This is a genomic window from Nocardia sp. NPDC001965, from assembly GCF_053594175.1.
Map to the genome: position 1 here is coordinate 43476 of NZ_JBSFDZ010000014.1, position 20446 is coordinate 63921.

Consider the following 20446-nt stretch of genomic DNA (forward strand, 5'->3'; position numbering starts at 1 on the left):
CGACCCGTCGGCCCCGGCAGCACTCGCACCTCCGGGTCACGACGGAACAGCAGAACTCCGGCGCTGTATTTCATGACGTGTGTTCTGCCGCAACCTACCCGTTCGACAATGCGGTGATCGCGGATCGCAGGCCGCGTGCGAGCGCGGTGATCGTCGTGGCCTCCCACAGCGGTGCGGCGTAGCGGATCTCGCCGTGGATGCCGGCCGGTTCGCCGCCGGGGCCGGTGGCTTCTCCGAGCTGGATGAGTATCTCGAACTCCGCTCGCTGGGGTGGCAGTTCGCGCAGCCGGACCTCGATATCGCCCGCGCCGCCCGCGACCGGGATATCGCGGAAGAACGTGGTGACGATCTGGGGCAGCGGGCGGTCCGTTCCGGCGTGGGCGGCCGTGGCTCGCTCGAACGGGTAGCGCCTGTGCTCGTGGGCTTCCAGGATGCGGTCGCGAATCTGGTCGATCAGTTGTCCGGCGTTCGGTGCGGTGGTGCGGTCGGTGCGGATCAGCACGATATCGGCGGCACAGCCGAGCATCGTGTCGAGTTCGGGCCGGTCGCGTCCGCTCAGTGCCGTACCGATGACCAGATCGCGTCCGGCGCCCATATCGGTGAGGGCGTGGACGAGGGCCGCGTGCAGGACAGCGTAGGTGGTCGCCCCACGGCGACGGGCGGTGTCCCGCACCGCGGCGTGGGCGGCCGCGTCGAGGGTGAACGGCTGCAGCGCCGCCGGGTATCCACCGGCAGCGGAGCGGGGGTGGTCGACGGCCAGCGGCGGGGTGTACTCCAGTCCGGACAGCAGGTCACGCCAGTACTGCGCGTGGACGGAATCGTCGCCGTGGTCACGCAGCCACCGGGCGTAATCGGCGAACTGGACCGGTGGCGTCGGCCAGCCGGGTGCCGCGCCTTCGGCGCGTGCGAGGTAGGCGAATTCGAACTCGCGCAACAACAGCGCCAGTGATTCGGCGTCACCCGCACAGTGATGCAGGATCACGAGCAGAACGTGATGATCTGGGGCCAGCCTGTACAGCCGCACCCGCAGCGGCGCCTCGGTGAGCAGCCGGAAACCGCGGTCCAGCTCCGCTGCCAGCAATCGGTTCAGGTCCTCGACGTCGGTGACCTCGCGGTAGTCGACAGCGTCCCGGTTGAAGGCCGCGATCCGCTGGATCGGTCCCGAAGCGGTGAAAGGCAGTGTGGTCCGCAGTATCTCGTGCCGCCGCACCACATCGCGGACCGCCGTCCGCACGATCGCCGCGTCGAGTGAACCGATGAGGTCCACGGCGGCGGGCATCAAGTAATCGGCCGCGCCGTCGCTGAGATAGTTGACCGTCCACAGTCGCTGCTGGCTCGGCGTGAGCGGAATCGCGTCCTCGGGAAGGGAGGCGGTACCGTCGCTCTCCCGGTACGCGACGTCCACTGGTTCCCGGTCGACAGCGCCTGGATCGCCGCCGCGATCGGCGATGCGCCGCTCCAGCGCGGCGACGGTGGGCGCGTCGAGCAGATCGCGCGGACTCACCACAACCCCGAAGGTCCGGCTCGCCGCCGCCGAAAGCCGGATCGCCGCGAGCGAGTTCCCGCCGATACGGAAGAAATCGTCCTGCACGCCGACCCGCTGCTGTCCGACGGCGTCGGCGAACAGCCCGGCGAGAATCTGCCGGCGTGGTGTCCGCGGCGGCTCCGCGGCGACCGAGGCGGGCATGGTCAACGCGGTGCGGTCGACCTTGCCGTTGGCCGTCAGCGGTAGCGCGGGAATCTGCACGATCACGGCCGGCAGCAGATAGGCGGGCAGGACTCGCGCCAGCCGGGTCCGCATGACCGCGGTGTCGATCGGTTCGGCCGCGACCACATGGGCGACCAAGCTCGTGCCCGCCGCCACCCGGTGTGCCGTGACAACCGCCGCGGTCACCCCCGGCATGTTCCGGATCGCGTGTTCGATCTCGCCGGGCTCCACGCGGATGCCGTTGACCTTGACCTGCCGGTCACCGCGGCCGAGGAACCGCACGGCGCCGTCGGCGCCCCAGCTGCCGTGATCGCCGGTGCGGTACATCCGCGACCCCGGAGCGCCGAAGGGGTTGGCCGTGAAGACGGTCGCGGTGCGGCCGGGCATCCGGTGATATCCCCGCGCGAGGCCCGCTCCGGTCAGGTAGATCTCGCCGACCATGCCCGGCGGTACCGGGCGCAGCAAGGCGTCGAGAATCAGTACCTCGGTGTGGTCCACGGCTCGGCCGACCGGAATCGCCTCGTCGGGCAGCGGTCCGGCCGGAATCGAGTAGGCGGTGGCGTAGGCGGTGGCTTCCACCGGGCCGTAGATGTTGACGATGGCCAGTCCGGGCGCCGTCGCGCGCATCGCGCGCACGGTATCGGGAGGCAGGATGTCACCGGCGCTCGACAGCGTGCGCAGCCGGCCGAGACTGTCCGGTATATCGTCGACGAGTACCTGGAACAGCCCTGCCGCCAGCAACGCCGCGGTGACCTCGCCCGCCCGCAGCACTTGGCGGAAGTCTTCGGCCCCGAGCCGGTCCGGTGTCGCGATCACCACGGTATGTCCCTGCAACAGCGGCATCCAGAGTTCCCAGACGACCATGTCCCACGCGTAGGGCGAATGCATCAGCATCCGTGCGTATTCCGGGCCCGCGGCGATCCGGTCGATTGAGCGCGTCACCATCGCTCGGTGCGTGGCGAGTACACCTTTCGGTGCGCCGGTCGATCCGGAGGTGAACATCAGCCAGGCCGCCGCGTCGGCGGGTACCGAGTGGGCCGGTTCGGTCGGGACCGGCCCGTCGGACCGCGAGACGCCGCGCACCAGCGCGATATCGTCGACAACGAGTTCGGTGCCGGTGTAGGACAGCATCCAGGCGACACGGTCGGGCGGGTCCTGCTCGTGCAGGGGAACGCAGATCGCGCCGAGCCGCATCAAAGCCAGCGCCGCGACGACCAGCTCCGGGGTGCGCGGCAGGCGCAGACCCACCGGCGTTCCGAGTCCGACACCGTGCCGGGAAGCGAGGTGGTGGGCGAACCGTCGCGCGCGGACCTGCAGTTGGCGATAGTCGATGTGCTCACCCTCGTACCAGAGCGCAGGGCGTTCGGGGTGCCGGCGCGCGACCGAATCGAAGACCTCCGCGATACTGCGATCCGTCGCGCCCGCTGGATCCTCGTGCGGGCTGCGCGGCACGACCACCGCGGGCGCGCGGGTCAGCCGACCGGCGGGCGTATCCGCGGCAGCTGCCGCCACGTCCTTCATCGCGGTCAGGAAGCGGCTGTGCAAACTCGCCAAGGCCTCGGAATCGCACCGATCTGCGGTGCTGTCCATATCGATGCGTGGCGGACCGTCGCCGAGATGGATGCCGATGCCGAAAGCCTCGGTGTATCCAGTCGATACCGGGATCGGTGTGGCGACCACATCACCGAAGCGGATATCGGTCGCAGCGGGCAGGATATTGAGCACCGGGCCGGTGATGCGGTGCTCGCCGCCCGGGGACGCGCCGTCGGCGAGCAGGTCGAATCGCCGATAATGCTGGTGGCGCAACACTTTTCGCAGTTCCGACTGTGTTGCCGCGACGAGTGCGCCGATGGACCCGCCGGGGTCGACCTCGACGCGCAGTCCGACGACGTTCGAGGTCATACCGAGCGCGCGCCAGGATCGTTTTGCCGGAACCGGCAAACCGAGGACCACGGTCCGGGCACCGGAATCGGCGTGCAGCAGCAGCGCCGTCGTCGCGGCCAGCAGGGCCGGCCAGTCCACGCCGAACCGCGCTGCCGCCTGCCGGAATTCCCGCCATTCTTCGTCACCGGGACTACCCGAGTGCCGGATCGGCCCGGACGCGCCGACGGCGACCGGCGGATGGGCGAACATCGGCGCGTCGGGCAGCCCGGCGAGCCGTTCGGACCAGAACACACGGTCGTCGGTGAACCGGCGTGAGGCGCGATACCGCCGGTCCTGCTCGACATATCCCGCGACGGTATCGACGACTTCCGGCGCCGGCTCACCCCCGAGCAACGCGGTGTAGGCCCGCGCGACCGCCCTGATGAGAGCCAGCGACGCGCCCCCGTCGAGGACGATGTGGTGGGCGCGGAGGGCCCAGAGGTGACCCGCCGCACCGAGGTCCAGCAGATGGTGGTCGAACAGCGGTGCGACGGCCAGGTCGAAGGCGGGTGGTGCGGCGCGCAGGTAGGCCAGTGCTGCCTCGACCGGGTCGGATGCCGCACCGAGATCGCTCCGATGCAGGATCCATTCGGTGCAGTCCTCGATCACCTGACGTGGTTCGGGGCCCTCGGTGTCGAGCCGGATGCGTAAGGTCTCGGCGGCCGCGACGACACCGCGCAGCGCGCGTTCGAACAGGCCGGGATCGATACGCCCGCGCAGATGGATGTAGCCCTCCAGGCGATAGCGATGATCCGCGCCGTTCAGGGTGGTGTAGGCCCAGATCTCCTGCTGCGCGACGGTCAGCGGGTGGTCGATCCGGCACTGTGTCGTCTGCGTCATCTCACTCCGTTCGCGCCGGCGGCGGGCAGGGTCGCGACCCGTTCCAGTTCGGCTTCCAGCCGGGCGATCACCCGGCGTACCAGATCGTCGTCCAGCAGATCGCGGTGCCAGTTCAGTGCCACTGTCAGCCGGTCGCGCGGCCATACCGTCGCGGTCAGCGGAAACAACGTGATCTCCCGCGACGACAGCTCGGTCAGCACCAGGTCACCCACGGTGATGGGGGTCGGCGCGACGTCGACCGGATACGACTCGAACACCAGCAGCGTGTCGAAGTACTCGCGCACCGGAACGCCGGCCGCGGTCTCGATCTCGGCCGGCCCGAGATGGTGATGGTCGAGTAGTGCCGCCTGCTCGGCCTGCACCGCCCGCAGACGCGCCTCTATCGGCTGGTCGTCGCGGCGGCGCACCCGCACTGGCACGGTGTTGATGAACGAGCCGACCATGGCGTCCACGCCGGGGATGCTCGCGGGCCGTCCGGAGACCACCACGCCGAACACGACGTCGTCGGTCCCGGTGAGATCACCCAGCACCGACGCCCACACGTACTGCAGGACCGTGTTCAGCGTGACACCGGAGGCGGCGGCAACATCGGCCAGCGCGGCGGTACGCGCGGCCGTCAGCGTCACCCGGTGCTCGGAGTGCGACCGCACCGGATCGCGCGGTGCGGCGCCGGGCGCGGCGACCAGGGTCGGTGCGGCGAGGTCGCGCAGGGCAGCGCGCCATGCCGCGGCGGCGGGCCCCCGGTCCTGCGCGGCCCGCCAGCGCAGGAAGGTGGCGAACCCGTCGTCCACCTCGCCGGCGTCGGCCACACCGAGCGCGAAGGCGCTCAGCAGGTTTCGCATCAGGATCGGCGCGGACCAGCCGTCGAACAGCAGCCGGTGATTGGTCACCGACAGCAGGTAGCGGCGCTGCGCGGTCCGGATCAGCAGGAATCGGATGAGCGGCGGCGTTTCCAGGTCGAATGGACGCACCTGTTCCGCGGCCAGGACATCGTCGAGTTCGGTGCCGCGGTCGCGCAGGTCGATTTCCCCGACCTCGATCGGCGCGGTCGCGACGACGAGCTGACGCCACCGGCCGCCGCCGTCGCGGAGGAACGCTGCCCGCAGCGCGGAATGCCGATCCACGACATGCTGGGCGGCAGCGCGTAAGCGTGCGAGATCGGGAGTTCCTTCGCAGGCCAGCACCACCTGGAGCGTGTGGACCTCCGGTCCGTCCGAGGGTGCGAGGTCGGCGAACTTCTCCTGGATCGGGGTGAGCGCCCGGATATCGCACAACCGTCCGTAGTGGCGCTCCCAGCGATCGATCTCGGATTGCCGCAGACCGGCGGGGGCGAAATCCGAGGGTGTCCACCCGCCGGCGGCGGGATCGGCCGCGTGCCGCGCGAGGGTGCGCAGGACCGTTCCGAACAGCTCGGCGAACTCGTGAACGCGGTCGGGCCCGATCAGGGTTTCGGGGAACGAGAAGCCCGCGGTGAGCCGATCACCGACCACCGCGGTATCGATCGCGAGGGTCACATCGGCAGGTAGGCCGGGGTCGATCGGATCACGGTTGCTCGCGAGGGCTGTGGGCAGCCAGGGGCCGTTCGCCGCGGAGATCGCGCCCAGATACGTGAACGACAGTTGGGTGGTCTCGGCCGGCAGATCGAGGCCGGTACCGAAGTAGCGCAGCAACCCGTAGCCGAGGCCGCCCTCGGGTACGGCACGTAGTTGTTCCTTGACGGTTTTCACCGCACCGGCGAGTGCGCGCCCGCCCACGATCGCGTCCGCGATATCGATACCCGTCAGGTCGAAACGGCACGGATAGGCCGCGGTGAACCAGCCGACCGTGCGTGCGAGATCGGCGCCGGGCACGAGCTCGCCGTGCCTGCCGTGGGATTCCATCCGGACGGGAACAACGGAGCTGTCACCGCCGCGCCACGCGACCATCGCCACGGTCAGCGCGGTCAGCAGGACAGTGTTGGTATCGGTGCCGTAGCGCGGAGGCACCGCGGTCACGGCGGCGGAGGTCGTCGCCTCGTCGAACTCGCAGACGATGCGGCGCATCGTGGCGGGGGTGTCGATACGCGGATCGAGCCGGCGATCGGTGAACAGCGGATCGGGCCCGCGCAGCAGCTCCCGCCATATGTCGGCCTGGGCGAGCAGCTCGATGTCATCTGCTCTGTCGCGCAGCGCGTGTGCCCACCGCCGCACCGAGGTGCCCGTGGCGGGCAACCGCGGCGACCGGCCCGACTCGAGCCGGGCCCACGCCGCGACGAAGTCGGGGATCAGGACGCGCCAGGACACGCCGTCCACCGCGATGTGGTGGATCACGACAACGAGGAGCCCACCGCGATCGCCGCGGCCCCGATCGAGCCAGACACACCGCAGCACGACCCCGTTCGCCGGGTCGAGGCGGCCGGTCGCGGCGTCCGTCTCACGAGCGAGGATCACGGCCTCTTCGACGTCATCGGCCGACGAGATATCGACCCGACGGAGAACCGACCCGACCTCGAAGGATCCGGGTGGGTCGGCGAACAGGCGCCACTCGCCGCCTGCGTCGCGGTAGAGCCGGGCGCGCAGCATGTCGTGCTGTTCGACGACCGCCCCGATCACCTGTCGCAACGCGGTCGCGGTGATGCCCGCGGGCAGGTCGAGCACCATATGCTGGGCGTACCGGTCGAACGGCACACGACCGGATGCGGCGCGGTCGATCAGTGCGAGGACGGCGGGCGTCGGTGGCATCTCCCCCACCCCGGCGCCGGGCAGTTCGGCGAGCATATGCCGCTGGGGCGCTCCGGTCGTGGCGACCGTGGACAGCCCCGCGACGGTGGGACGTTCGAAGACCTGCGCGGGGGTGACGTGGACGCCCCGCGATTTCGCCCGGGAGACCAGCAGAATCGACATGACGCTGTCGCCGCCCATGGCGAAGAAGGATTCGTCGATACCGACCCGATCCCGGCCGAGCACCTGCCCGAACACCTCGGCCAACGTCTGCTCCACCGGCGTCGACGGCGCACGGTACGGGATGTCGCGTGGCGCCGGTTCGGGCAGCGCCGACCGGTCCACCTTGCCCGCCGTGGTGGCGGGGAACGCCTCCAGCACGACGATATCGTCGGGCATCATGGCGGCCGGTAGGACACGGGACAATTCCGTGCGGAGTGCGTTCGGGGCGCAGACCGCGCCCGCTACCGGCACGACATAACCGAGGAGCCTTCCGTCGGGGCGCAGCGTCGCCACTGCCTGCGCGACCGTCGCGCATGCCGAGAGCGCGGCCTCCACCTCGCCCAGTTCGATGCGCACGCCGTGGCGTTTGACCTGAAGATCGGCTCGGCTCTGGTACTCCAGCAGCTCGGTCGCCGCATTCCACCGGACGATATCGCCGCTGCGGTACAGCCGCGCACCGGGCTCGAAAGGGTCCGCGACGAAACGCTCTGCCGTACGAGCGGGTTCGCCCTGATAGCACCGCGCCAGCTGTGCGCCCGAGAGATACAGTTCGCCGGGCAGCCCGTCGGGAACGGGGCGCAGCCGCGCGTCGAGTACGTACGCCCGCGTATTCGTGGCGACCGAACCGATGGGTATCGAAGCCGGATCCAGCACATCCACCGGGTATCCCGTGACGGCCCCGGTCGCTTCGGTCGGCCCGTAGAGGTTGTGCAGCCGCGCGGAGGTCGCCGCACCGAAACGCCGCGCCAGGGCGGGTGTGAGCGTCTCCCCGATGGTCAGCACGCGGCGGACGCAGGCCGGAAAGCCGGACACCAGTGCGAGGTGGTTGCTCAGTGTCGAGGGCACGAACTGGAGGGTCGTCACCGCGTGCGCGGCGATCAGCCGGGTCAGTTCGGCCGGGTCGGTATGCGCGGACGGCGGGGCGATGGCAAGGGTCGCTCCGATACTCGCCGGCCAGAACAGCTCCCAGATCGAAACGTCGAAGGTGACCGGCGTTTTCTGCAGGACGGTGTCGGTCTCGTCGAGGCCGATGTACTCACTCATCCACCGCAGATGATCCACCACCGCCGCATGCGGGACCGCGACCCCCTTGGGCATACCGGTCGAGCCGGAAGTGAACATCAGATACGCCAGATTGCCGGAGCGCAGCGGCGCGTGCCGGTCGGCATCGTGCAGCGGTGTGCCGTCTTCGTCCACATCATCCGGCTCGTCGAGGTAGTGGACGGGCACGGCATCGGTGGCGAAGCCGTCGCTGCGCGTGCTCAGCACCAGTACCGGCTCGGCCACTGTCAGGATTCGATTCAGCCGCTCGGCCGGATGCCCCGGTTCCAGCGGCAGATACGCACCGCCCGCCTTCAGCACCGCGTACACCGCGACGACCGCTTCGATCGAACGGACCATCGCAACGCCGACCACCGTATCCGGCCGGACACCACGCCGAATCAGGCTGCGTGCCAATCGATTCGCGCGGGTGTCCAGCTCACCGTAGGTGACCGAATCCGCACCGTGCACCAGTGCGATCGACTCGGGTGACCGGCGGGCGATCGACTCGAAACCGGTCAGAGTGGTGGCGTGCGGGTCCCGGGCGCGAACCGGGCCGCCGCGGCGCAGAATGCGCGCGCGTTCCTCCTCGGCGGTGAGGTCGACCCGGGCGACCGGGGTTCCGGGCGCGGCTACGAGTCGCGCGAAAAGCTCGGTGAAAATCGACAACTCGGCCTCGGGCACCCCGACTTGCCACCCGTCGTCGTTGTCCTGCACCGCGGTCGGGCATTCCGATCCGGTAGCGCCGGTCGTATTCTGCCGGAGGAGCGCCCCGACCCGGGTGACGACGCCGCGGAAGTCGTCGCGTGCCGCCACCGTCACACGGACCTCGATCGCGGTGGTACCGGACCGGTAGCCGACGGTCACCCGGTCCACGCCCGTCCGGCGATGCGTGTACACCGCCAGCGCGGCCAGCACGACCGCTGCCGTCCCGCCGCCGCTGTGCCGGGCCAGCGGACCCAGCCCCGGCGTCTGCTCGAGCGGGTGGTCGAGTGTGCTCGTCTCAGGGGTAGGCATGGAATCCCCTTCCCGATTTCCGACCCAGGTGCCCGTTCTCGACCAGCGTGGCCAGCACGTCCGGCACGCGATAGCGGCCGTCGCCGGTGGCATCGCGCAGAACCGCGAGAGTGTCGGCCACATTGTCGAGGCCGATCAGATCCGCGGTGCGCAGTGGCCCCATCCGATGGCCGAGGCAGCCCTCGAACAGGGCGTCGACGGTGGCGGCGTCGGTTCCGGATTCGGTGACAGCGGCAGCCTCCGCGATAGCGAGCATGAGCACCCGGTTGATAACGAACCCCGGACCGTCGCCGACCACGATGCCGCGTTTGCCGAGTGCACTCAGGAAGTCGAGCGCGGTGGCCAGGGTGCCGGGCGCGGTCTGCGCGGTGGTGATCACCTCCACCGCCTCGGTCAGCGGCGCGGGGTTCATGAAATGCAGTCCGAGCATCCGCTCCGGCCGGGTGGTGCGGGCCGCGAGGTCGGTGATGGGGATGGCCGAGGTCCCCGACGCGAACACCGCCGACGACGCGCACACGCGGTCGAGTTCGCCCAGTACGCGGTACTTGAGTGCGGCTCGCTCCGTGACGGATTCGATGACGAAGGTGGCCTCTCGCAGCTCCTCGAGGCGCTGCGACCACCTGATACGGCCGGTGATCTCGGCGAGCTCGCCGGGGCGCGGACCGCGGCCCAGCAGCACGCTCGAACGCAGCGCAGCGCGGATGCCGCGCCGGGCGCGTTCGGCAGCAGCGGGATCGGGATCGACCACGGTGACGGGTAGGCCCGCTTCGGCCACGCACTGGGCGATACCCGCGCCCATCGTGCCCGCGCCGACCACGCCGATCCGGTGCTGTGCGGTCACGAGTGGATCTCCTGTTCGTCCTGGAAGGCTTCGATGCCGAGCACGGTGTCGTGCACCGGTTCGTCCGGTCTGTCGATCGCGGCCCGCGCCAGCGCGACCAGTTCGTCGGCGATGGCCTCGGCGGAGGACCGGTCGAACAGTGCGGTCGCATAGTGCACACGCAACTCGGCGGAGTCGGGCGCCCATGCGAGCGCGAGTTCGGTCGCGGTATCCGCCGGCACAGCCCGCGCATGGCCGAGATACCGCAGGGTCGTCGCGCCGGTACTCGCGGCCGATTCCGGCGGGTTGTCGCGCAACGTCCGCCAGGTGGTGTCCGGGCGGACGGTCACGATGACCTCTCGCGCGCCCTCGGGTCCGCCGGGCAGGCCGATACGCAACCGGTCACCGCCGCTGTACCAGCCGAGCAGCACCGTGTATGCGTCGAACAGCGCGGTCTCGAAGGGATCGAGGTCGGCGCGATCCAGCTCTATTGCACGCGTGACCACTTCGTATTCCGAGGTGTTCCCGATGCGTGGCCGGTCGGTGGGGATCGACGTCGCCACGTCCGGGTCCCGCCGGGTTCCGGCGATCAGCGTCTCGATCGGCGGCGCGCCGGCGTCGGACACCATCGCCGTCAGGATCTCCAGGAACGCGTCGCCGAGCGCGGCCACCGTCTGCGTGGTGAACAGCTCGGTGCTGAACTCGAGGCATGCGCCGATATCGCGCGGGGCGCTGTCGGTGTATTCGAAGGTGATCAGCGTCAGGTCGAATTTCGCGGTTCCGGTGGGCAGTCCGCCGAATTCGTTGCTTGCGGCGTGATCGAGATCGAACAGTTCCGCGCCCGCCTCGTCGATCCGCTCCATTCGTGGCGTCACCTGGTGGATGTAGAGCACATCGAACAGCGGTGTGCGCGACAGGTCGCGCTGCGGCGCCACAGCATTGACCACCCGGTCGAACGGGATCTCCTGGTGTTCGAGCGCGTCGAATACGACCGAGCGCACCCGGGTCAGCAGGTCCGGCAATGTGGTGTCGGCGGTGAAGTCGGTGCGCAAGGCGACCGTACTGTTGAAATAGCCGATCAGGTCCTGGAATTCGCTTCGGCCGCGTCCGGTGGTCGGCGTGCCGACGACGATATCGCGCTGGCCACTGTGCCGCGCGAGAGTCAGATAGAAGGCGCTGAGCAGGACCACGAACAGCGAGACCGAGGCTCGACCCGCCGATGCACGCAGATCGGTGAGCAGTTGCGCGGGGATGGTGAACGGATGTAGGTCGCCGACATAGGTCTTGCGGTCGGGTCGTGGAAAATCCGTGGGCAGTTGCAGCACCGGCGCGTCGGCCAGCGTGTCACGCCAGTAGTCGAGTTCGTGGTCGAGCGCCGAACTCGCCAGCAGTGCGCGATGCCAGGCCGCGTAGTCGCGGTACCGGATCGGCAGTGGCGCCAGGTGGTGCGGCCGGCCCTCGCGCCGCGCGGCGTAGAGCTCCGGCAGCTCGCGTCCGAGAATCGTCGGGGTCGCACCGTCGGTGACGGCGTGATGGCAGGTCAACTGCAGTACATGGGTATCCGGTCCCACGGTGATGAGCAGCACCCGTAACAGGGCGTCCACCGCGAGGTCGAACGGCTCGGTGGCGGCGGCGTGCACGAGGTCGCGGGCCGCGGCGAGCGGATCGGGTTCCATGGAGACGTCGATGCGGCGGACGTAGTCGTCCAGTCGATCACGGATGCGTAACACCGCGACGCCGTCCACTTCGGCGAAGTTGTACCGCAGGGTCTCGTGACGTTCGACGAGGTCGTCGAAGGTGCCGTGCAGCGCGTCCGGGTCGATCGGCCCGCGCAACAGCTGGACGACCGGGTAGTTGTACAGCGTCGTGCGCGGATCGAATTGGTGGTGGAACCACATCCGTTCCTGCCCCGAGGACATGACCGGTTCGTCGTGCGCGACCAGAGCCGGGATCGGTGCGCGCGCGGCGCCGATGGCGCGCCCGGTCGCGAGAAGCTCGGCGAAATCGGCCAGTCGAGGACGCTCGTAGACGTCGAGCAGTTTCGGCCGGAAACCGTAGGCCTCCTCGATCCGGTCCACCAGTTGCACCGCGATCAGCGAATTGCCGCCGAGGGCGAAATAGTCGGCGTCTTCGTCGATCTCGTCGTCGGTGTACAGCAGTTCGGCGAGAGTACGACGTAGCCAGCGCACCGGATCGGAGTGGTCGTGCGGCGTGACCGGCACGGCGGGCGGTACGGCGACGGACGCCGCGGCGCGGGGCAGGTCGACCCAGCAGCCGGATTCGCGCATCGGGTGGCCGGGCAAACGTATCCGGCGGGCGTGGCCGGGCGCGACGGCCGACCAGTCGAGGTCGACACCGTATTCGTACAACCGGCCCAGGAGTTCGTCCAGGTCGGCGGTATCGGTGGCGGCGGAAACGATCTCGGCGTCCGGTACCGCGTCGGTGATGAGCGCGGCGAGCCTGCCGTCCCGGCCGGGCTCCACGAAAACCACGGGTCCTTCGGCCATGAGGGTGCGCACCGCGCCGAGGAGCCGGTCGCCGTCGATGGTGGGCGCCGCGTCGGCGAGGTCGGCCGGTTCGACCCCATCGCGGGAGCCGAGCAGGTACCGGGCGGCGAAGCGGGACGATCCCGCGCTCAGCAGTGCCGCGAGCCGGACCCCGCATGCGATGAGCCTTTCGTGCACCGCGATCTGCCCGGCCAGCACCGACGCCGTCGTTCCGGTGGCGGGCAACTCGGCGGGCAGTGTGGGCGGCTGCGCCGCGACGGTGCCGGGACCCGGTGGGACCGGAACGGCGTCGGGAGAAAGCAACAACACCACACGCGGCGCGGTCGGCACGCGGCGCGGGCACACCGCCGCCTTGTCCAGCGACTCGGCGAGTTCCGCCGTATCCGATGCGGTCACGGCGACCCGGTGCTCGTACTGGTCCCGACCGAGGGTGAGAGTCGCGGCCACTTGGTCCAGCGTGGCGTCGGTGCTGCGCACCGCCTCGGCGAGTCGGGCGCACAGCTCGCTCAACGCCTCGGGCGTGCGCGCGGAAACGCCGATCAAATGGGCGCGGCGCGACGGCGGGGTGGCGGGCACCGGCGGAGCCTGCGACACCACGCAGTGCGCGATACTGCCGCCCAGGCTGAAGGAGCTGACTCCGGCGGCGCGCACCGCGTCACCGCGCCACGGGCGACTCTCGGTCACCACGTCGATACCGGCGGCCGCCAGGTCGAAGTCGCCGGTCGGCCGGGTGAAGTGCAGCGACGGGAACAGCTGCGCCTCCGATACGCTCAGCACGGCTTTGACCAGGCCGGCGATACCCGAGGCATGATCGAGGTGACCGATGTTCGTCTTCACCGAACCGATGGGCAGGCCGGGGCCGCCACCGAAAACAGCGCTGATCGATTCCAGTTCCACCGCGTCACCGAGCCGCGTCCCGGACCCGTGGGTCTCGAGGTAACCGGCCGCGCGCGGATCGAGTCCGGCAGTCTCCCACGCCTTGCCGATGACGGCGGTCTGGGCGGCGGCGCTCGGTGTGCTGATGGTGGCGGCGGCCGCTCCGTTGTGCCGGGTCGCGCTACCGCGGATCACCGCGTGGATCGGGGCACCGTCGGCCAGTGCCCGAGCCACCGTGGTGAGCAACAGGATCGCCCCGCCCTCGCCGTTCACAGTGCCGTCGGCGTCGGCGTCGAACGCGCGGCAGACGCCGGTGGGCGACATGATCTCGGAAAAGCTCCCCCCGCCCCAGGACGGAGTGCCGTGCACCCGGACGACCACACCACCCGCGAGTGCGTAATCGGCGTCGCCGCCGCGCAATTCCCGGCAGGCCTGGTGCACCGCCACGAGCGCGCTGTTGCATCCGCTGTCGACACCGAAACACGCGCCGGTGAATCCGAACCGGTGCGCGATACGCGCCGGGCCCGCGAAGGTGGCATTTCCGAGCAGGCTCAACGGACCCGGGTCCACCGCGGCGGAGTGGTAACTCGACTGCCCCGCGCTGAGTGTGACGGCGGTGACCGCGCGGGCCAGCCGTTCCGTGGTGTATCCGGCGTCCTCGATCGCGCGCTGGGCCAGCAGCAGGGCGAGCCGCTGCTGCGGATCGGTGACACACGCCTCCCGGCGGGACATCCCGAAAAAGCGGTAGTCGAATCCGTCGATCTCGGCGAGGTGCCCCATCGGCAGGTATGTGACGGTGTCGTCCAGGCCGGTGGCGGCGATCCGTGCGGGCGGCATCGGCCCCACCGAATCGCGGCCCGCGGCCAGGTTGGCCCGGAATTCCGCAAGGTCGGCAGCGTCGGGGAAGCGCGCACCGATACCGACGATGGCGATATCGGTGTCACGCGCGCGGGCGGTGGTGTGGACGCCGGAGTCCGGCACGGTGTGCTCCTGAGGGGTCACAGCTCGAAAGCTCGGGTTGGGGCGCAGACCTCGGGTTCGGCCGGCACCGCGGCACCGGCCGCGAGCGCATCGGCCTGGTCGCGGATCGTGCGCAGATCGAACAGCTGCCCGACGCGCACCGCGCCCGGCCGGTGTTGTTCGAGCAGCAGATGCAGCACGACCACCCGGTGCGAGTTGCCGCCGATCTCGAAGAACGAATCGTCGAGATCGAAGTCATCGTGTTCGAGCGCGGCGGACCACAGTTCGGCGATTTCGCGTTGCCCGGGTGTCCAGTCGGCGCGCGACGGCCCCGGCAGCGGGGGGTCGTCGGCTCTGGCCAGCAGAGCGGCTGTGTCGAGCTTGCCCGCCGCGGCGATCGGAATCGTATCGATCGGCACGAACCGGCTCGGCACCTCCAGCGGCGAGAGCCGTTCGGCGCAGTGCCGGGCCAGGGCCCGGCGACCGGGCGGCGCGGTGCCGACGGCGGGCACGATGAACGCGATGAGGTCGTCGATCTCGTCGCGGCCGGTGCGTACCACGGTCACCGCGTGCGCGATCCCCGGATGGGTCTCCAGCACCGCCTCCACTGCGTGTCGTTCCACCCGCGCGCCGCGTATCTGCACTTGGCCGTCGGCGCGGCCGAGATAGTCGATATCGCCCGCGCTGGTGAGTCGCGCGAGATCGCCGGTGCGATACATCCGCGCGCCGGGTTCGCCGGCGAACGGGTCGGCGACGAAACGGGCCGCGGTCTGCCCGGGACGAGCGGCGTAGCCCATGGTGATCTGATCTCCGCCGACATACAGTTCGCCGATATCCCCGTCGGTCGTCACCGTCAGCTCCGGCCCTAGCACCCGCGCGGTGTTGCCCGGCAGCGGTCGGCCGATGGGCACCCGTGCGGTATCGGTGACAACGTGCCATACGCAGGTCACGGTCGCCTCGGTGGGGCCGTACTCGTTCACCAGGACGGTGGCGGGCAGCAGTTCGCGATGCCGGGCGGCCAGCGCCGAGGACAGCGTCTCGCCCGCGAGGGCGACCACCGTCGGCGCGGCTGCCGCCTCGGCCAGAATCGGCAGCAGCAGCCGGTAGTACGACGGCGTGGCGACGAGATGACTCACCCGCGACCCGGCCACGAGCGCACCGACCGCCGCGGCGTCGGGCAGCTCCCGGTGGGTCGGCACCACCACGGTCCCGCCCCGAGTGAGAGCCCACGGACCGAAGAGCAGTGCGGCGTCGGCGGTGAGCGGGCAGGTCGACAGAGTGACCAACGCGCCGTCTTCGCACGGATAGTCACGTCCGGAGATCATCGCGGCCAGGTTGCCGCGGCTGACCACGACCGCCTTGGGTGCGCCGGTGGATCCCGAGGTGGTGATGACATAGGCGGGCGCCGACGCGGGCGGCGGCGCGGGCAGCGGGCCGGCCGGTGAGGTCTCGCCCAGCGGCACCAGTGCGGGCCGGGCCGACGCGGGGGCGAGCAGTGCCGCCACTTCCCCGCGCGGTGTTGGAGGCGCGTGCTCGTCGAAGATCACAGCGGTACATGCCAGGTCGTCGACCAGTGCGCGCACCTGCGCGCCGCCCCGCCCGGGCTCGACCAGACACCACGCCGCCCCCGCGCGTAGTGCGGCCAGCATCGCCACCACCGTCCACACGTCCTGCCGGAGCAGACACAGCACCACGTCGCCGGGATTCACACCGGCCCCGACCAGGCGCCCGGCGAGAGCGGCGGTGCGGTCCGCGAGTTCGCGATAGGTGAGTGTTTCTCCACCGGAGATCAGCGCGGTCCGGTCCGGGACCTCGGCGGCCCGCCGCAGCAGCCCGCCGATCAGATCGCCGGGCGGCGTCGGCGCATCGGCCGACCGCACGAGCACGTGCGCGGTGTGGTGCGCGTCGGTGCGTCCGTCGTGACCGAGCAGTACCCGTTCCGGGCCTTGTTCCAGCACGGCGAATCCGGCGAAGCGCAGCGTGACGAGCATGACCCGGTTGACCTCGGTCGGCACGAACTCCGCGACACAGCGCTGTCCGCGCGCACTCGCCCGCTCGACCAGGTGCGCCAGCAGCGCGCCACCGACCCCGCGCGACATCACCCGGCAGGACATGAGCATCAGCAGCAGTACCGAGTCCGTGCCGCGCACCTCGGTGACCGCGAGCCCGATCGCGCCGTACTCGCCGAACCGGTCGCGCAAGGTCGCGATCAGCACCTCGTGCGTGGCATCGGCGCTGAGCTCCCGCAACTGCCCGATATCGAAGGTGCGGCCGGTCGTGTTGAGCTGGTGGGTACGCACCGTGAGTTCGTGCGCCCGGTCCAGATCCGCCTCGCGCGCCCGGCGCACAGTCATCACGAGCCCGAGCCCGCGCAGGAATTCGGCATCCGAACCGGCGAAGGACTGCTCGCCGGCCCGTCTGCGCGCTTCGGCGCGATAGCGCTGTCTGCGCTCGCGGGCGTCGCGGGTGACGACCGCCGGGCTGAACTCCGCGAGATCCGGCAGACCCGCTATGTCCTCGGCGGCATAGCAGCGCACCTGGGGCAGCGCGGACGCCACCTCGGCGCGTTCGACCGGATCGTTGTCGACGAAGGCGACGGCATCCAGGCCGATGTTCAGCGACTCCGCGATCCGGCGCACCGCCAGCGATTTGGCCTCCCAGCCGATCTGCGTCGCGCAGAACATCCCCTCGACCCCGTGCTCCGCCAGATGCGCGAGCGCCGGAGCGGGCTCGCCGCGACTCGCGACCGCGTGTACGATGCCACGCTCGTCCAGCAACTGCAGCGCCCTGCGCGCTTCCGGACGCGGTGCGCGGGCGTCGCCTTCCAGCACCACACCGTCCCACAGAGTGTCGTCCAGATCCCACACCAGGCATTTCACGATCGTGTTCATGAGAACATCCCTCCCCTATCGCCGTCCGGCAGGCGACGCAGCAGGCTGGTGCTCCACGCCGCGACCGGGCTGCTGTTCAGGAGCAGCAGGTGCTCCCCCGGCGCGCGAGTCCGCGCCGCGAGGTCCAGGTTGACCAGCACATCCACCGAGCCGAGGTGGCCGAATTCGGCGAGATTGCGGTGGCAGGCCGGATCGATGCCGACACCGAGCGCCTCCGCCCAGAAGGCGAACGCGCCGGCCGACAGGTTCTGCATCAGTACCGAACCCAGGTCGTCCATACGTAATCCGTTGCGAGACAGTATTTCGTTGTTCATCACGGTGAACCGTTTGCGGCTTTCGACCGCGAGCCGGAAGCTGTAGGTGGCCTCGTCGGCGCAGGTCTCGCGCCACTGATCCGAAGGAAGGTCGCGGTAGTCGATCCGGAAGAGGTCCGCGTAGCGGCCGTCACTGCGCACCTCGTGGTCGACCAGCTGATACCGGCCCCGGTTTCCGGCACCGAGCACAACGGCGGCGGCCCCGTCGCCGAGGATCGTCATCGGCGCGCGATAGCGGAACCGGGTCGGCGCGGTCGCCGCGGCTACGACGAGTACGGTGCGGCACCGGGTGTCCCCGCGCAGCAACGCCGCCGCGAGGGTGAGGGCGGCCGAGATCGACACGCATCCCAGTTCGGCGATCCCGGCGACGAACGCACGATCCGCGCCGAGACGCTGCTGGAGGCGCGTGGCCTCGGAGGCGAGCAGATAGCGCGGTGCGCGCCCACCGACCACCAGCAGCGCGTCGAGTTCGCTCGCCGCCAGCCCCGCGCGGTCGATTGCCCCACGGGCCGCCTCGGCGGCGAGATCGTGCTCCGCGGCGTCAGGTTCCGCGGCGTCGCGGGCACAGCGCACGGAGGTGATGCCGAGCGACAGTGCGTGCGCGCGACGAGCGGGCGGCAGGTCCGACAGCTCGGCGAGATCGGCTACCGCGATGGTGGATTGAGGAAAAGCGGTCGACACCGGACCGAGGGAGATCATCGGTGTCGCTCGCTGTTCTCCGACAGGAGGTCCGCCGCGGCACGGGATTCCCCGACGGACCGCAGCACGAACTCGCCCAGATCCTGTTCGGCGATCTCGCGGGCGCCTTCGATGATCTGCATGACCTTGGCATCGCGGTAGAAGCGGCCGGCCCGGTTGCCGGGGGCGCAGCCCGCGGCGCCCAGCATCTGCACCGCGCGCTCACTCACCGCGCACGCCGCCCGGGCAGCGGCGTATTTCGCGGCGATGGTGGTGAGGTGCGCGGTCGGTTCGCGGTTGTCGCGGTCACCGGCCGCGCGGACGCACAGCGCCTCCGCACTCGCCACGTCCACCCAGCTGCGTCCGAGCACGGCACGCACCGATTGGTGGTCGGCGAGGCGGACATCGCCCTGGATCCGGTCGCGCGCATGCGCCGCGGCGTCGCTCAGGCATGCCCGCGCCATTCCGGTGCAGCCCCACGCGATCGTGTACCTGCCGTGGTCGAGTGCGGTTCCCAGCACATGCGACAGGCCGAAACCCGCTCGGCCGAGTATGTTCCCGGCGGGCACCCGCGCCGCGTCGAAGGTCAGGTGCGCGAGGCGCGCGCCCCGCATGCCCAGCTGATCGGTCACCGGTTCCACCTGCACTCCGGGCTGATCCGTCTCCACCAGCGCGGCGACCGGGCCGTCGTCCGATCGCCCCACCACCAGCACCACATCGGCCAGCGCCCCGAAAGTGACCCACAGCTTGCGGCCGGACACACGTCGCTCGGGCCCGGTACCCGTGACGCGGGTGGTGATTCCCGAAAGGTCGCTGCCTGCCCCGGCTTCCGTCGCCGCGAGAGCCGCGACCAGCGCACCACCGGTCAACCCGGGCAACCAGTGCGTACGCTGCTCGGGAGTGCCCCAGCGGGCGATCGTCGCAGCGACCAGGCCCTGCACTGTGAACAACGACCGCAGCGACGTGCACACCGCGCCCAATTCGGCCGCCGTCCGGCCGGTTGCCGACGCATCCGCGCCGCGACCGCCGTAACGCGCCGGACTATCCATGCCGAGCACGCCCGCTTCCGCTGCGGCGGCTACTATTTCCCGCGGCGTCCCCGTACTGTCCCATTCGGCCGCACCCTCAGCGGCGCGGCGCAGTAGAGACTCCAGCCGGCTCACCTGCCGGCACCCAGGTCGGCGGTGGAACCACATTTGCGGGTGACGAAGGCGGCCGCGCGCCGCGCCGTCCGGAAATTGTCCAGATCCAGGTCGTCGATCTCGATCTCGATCTCGAAAGTACCCTCGAGATAGGCGACGATCTCCAGTGCCCGGAGCGAATTCACCAGACCCATACCGAAATAGTCGTCGTCCGGTCCCAGCCGGGTGGCCGTGACCACACCGAAATACCGCACCAGCCGCTCCACCAGATCCGGATGCGGTGGGGTGCCTTCGTCGCTCATGAACTGCCTGTCCTCGCCTGGATATCACCTGCCGGATATCCAGGCGAAGCTATCAGCGGGCTGCCCGTCGCGCGTGCCCCCAATTCCTCTGCCGCCAGAACTCCCGGATGAGTTCACCACCGCGCGTGCCGGTCCCGGTCCAGGCCGGTCAGAGCCAGGCCACACCCAGGTCGCCGGCCAATCCACCGCGACCGCGCACATCGCTGCCACAGTGGTTCCGCCTCGCCGGACCTGTGACACCGAAACAGATCGTCGCCGAGTCCACGGAGTTCGGGCGACCATGCTCGCGCCGAGGTGATTCATCCGACCAGTGGTGGCTCGTCAACAGTTCGGCATGCGTCGTAGTCGATCAAAGATCGACCATTCGACTACTTCGGCGGTGACCTGCAGACCGGTCGCGAACCTTGGCCGGCGCGTGCCGGCCCACGACCGTTTCGAAGTCGGGCATCGCGGCCGGCGCCACACGAGTGCCGGGTCCTGCGCCCAGACGCACTGCGCGGTCCTGC

Annotated in this window: 8 protein-coding genes; all 8 read right to left on the reverse strand. The window is 70.2% G+C overall.

What is annotated here, in order from left to right:
• Positions 1-94 precede the first annotated feature (94 nt).
• Genes ACWCPQ_RS20450 through ACWCPQ_RS20485 form a run of 8 tightly spaced genes read right to left on the reverse strand, consistent with a single transcriptional unit; the run spans position 95 to position 19940 of the window.
• The gene (locus tag ACWCPQ_RS20450) at positions 95-4471 is read right to left on the reverse strand and encodes an amino acid adenylation domain-containing protein (RefSeq protein WP_449901069.1); all 4377 of its coding nucleotides are present in this window, start codon (positions 4469-4471) and stop codon (positions 95-97) included.
• Positions 4468-9450 (reverse strand): amino acid adenylation domain-containing protein, encoded by a 4983-nt coding sequence (locus tag ACWCPQ_RS20455; protein ID WP_449901071.1) that lies wholly within the window; start codon positions 9448-9450, stop codon positions 4468-4470. The genes ACWCPQ_RS20450 and ACWCPQ_RS20455 overlap by 4 nt, the downstream gene beginning before the upstream one ends.
• Positions 9437-10291 carry a 3-hydroxyacyl-CoA dehydrogenase family protein gene (locus ACWCPQ_RS20460; protein ID WP_449901073.1) on the reverse strand — a complete coding sequence of 285 codons (855 nt, stop codon included), beginning with the start codon at positions 10289-10291 and terminating at the stop codon, positions 9437-9439. Before ACWCPQ_RS20460 ends, ACWCPQ_RS20455 begins: the two co-directional genes overlap by 14 nt.
• Positions 10288-14655, reverse strand: coding sequence for a condensation domain-containing protein (locus tag ACWCPQ_RS20465; RefSeq protein ID WP_449901075.1), 4368 nt, complete (start codon positions 14653-14655; stop codon positions 10288-10290). The genes ACWCPQ_RS20460 and ACWCPQ_RS20465 overlap by 4 nt, the downstream gene beginning before the upstream one ends.
• Entirely contained in the window at positions 14652-17504 is a 2853-nt protein-coding gene (locus ACWCPQ_RS20470) for an HAD-IIIC family phosphatase (protein WP_449901077.1), read from the reverse strand. The genes ACWCPQ_RS20465 and ACWCPQ_RS20470 overlap by 4 nt, the downstream gene beginning before the upstream one ends.
• Positions 17501-18517: a 3-oxoacyl-ACP synthase gene (locus ACWCPQ_RS20475; protein ID WP_449901080.1), complete on the reverse strand. Its 1017-nt coding sequence runs from the start codon at positions 18515-18517 to the stop codon at positions 17501-17503. The genes ACWCPQ_RS20470 and ACWCPQ_RS20475 overlap by 4 nt, the downstream gene beginning before the upstream one ends.
• Entirely contained in the window at positions 18514-19659 is a 1146-nt protein-coding gene (locus ACWCPQ_RS20480; protein ID WP_449901082.1) for an acyl-CoA dehydrogenase family protein, read from the reverse strand. The genes ACWCPQ_RS20475 and ACWCPQ_RS20480 overlap by 4 nt, the downstream gene beginning before the upstream one ends.
• Complete coding sequence (locus ACWCPQ_RS20485; protein ID WP_449901085.1) at positions 19656-19940, reverse strand: acyl carrier protein; 285 nt, start codon at positions 19938-19940, stop codon at positions 19656-19658. Before ACWCPQ_RS20485 ends, ACWCPQ_RS20480 begins: the two co-directional genes overlap by 4 nt.
• Between the last annotated feature and the right edge of the window lie 506 nt (positions 19941-20446).

Bases quoted from the DNA above. Each gene is read 5' to 3' on its own strand.
- ACWCPQ_RS20450 (WP_449901069.1), bottom strand. From the start codon at position 4,471: ATGACGCAGACGACACAGTGCCGGATCGACCACCCGCTGACCGTCGCG.
- ACWCPQ_RS20455 (WP_449901071.1), bottom strand. From the start codon at position 9,450: ATGCCTACCCCTGAGACGAGCACACTCGACCACCCGCTCGAGCAGACG.
- ACWCPQ_RS20470 (WP_449901077.1), bottom strand. From the start codon at position 17,504: ATGAACACGATCGTGAAATGCCTGGTGTGGGATCTGGACGACACTCTG.
- ACWCPQ_RS20475 (WP_449901080.1), bottom strand. From the start codon at position 18,517: ATGATCTCCCTCGGTCCGGTGTCGACCGCTTTTCCTCAATCCACCATC.
- ACWCPQ_RS20485 (WP_449901085.1), bottom strand. From the start codon at position 19,940: ATGAGCGACGAAGGCACCCCACCGCATCCGGATCTGGTGGAGCGGCTG.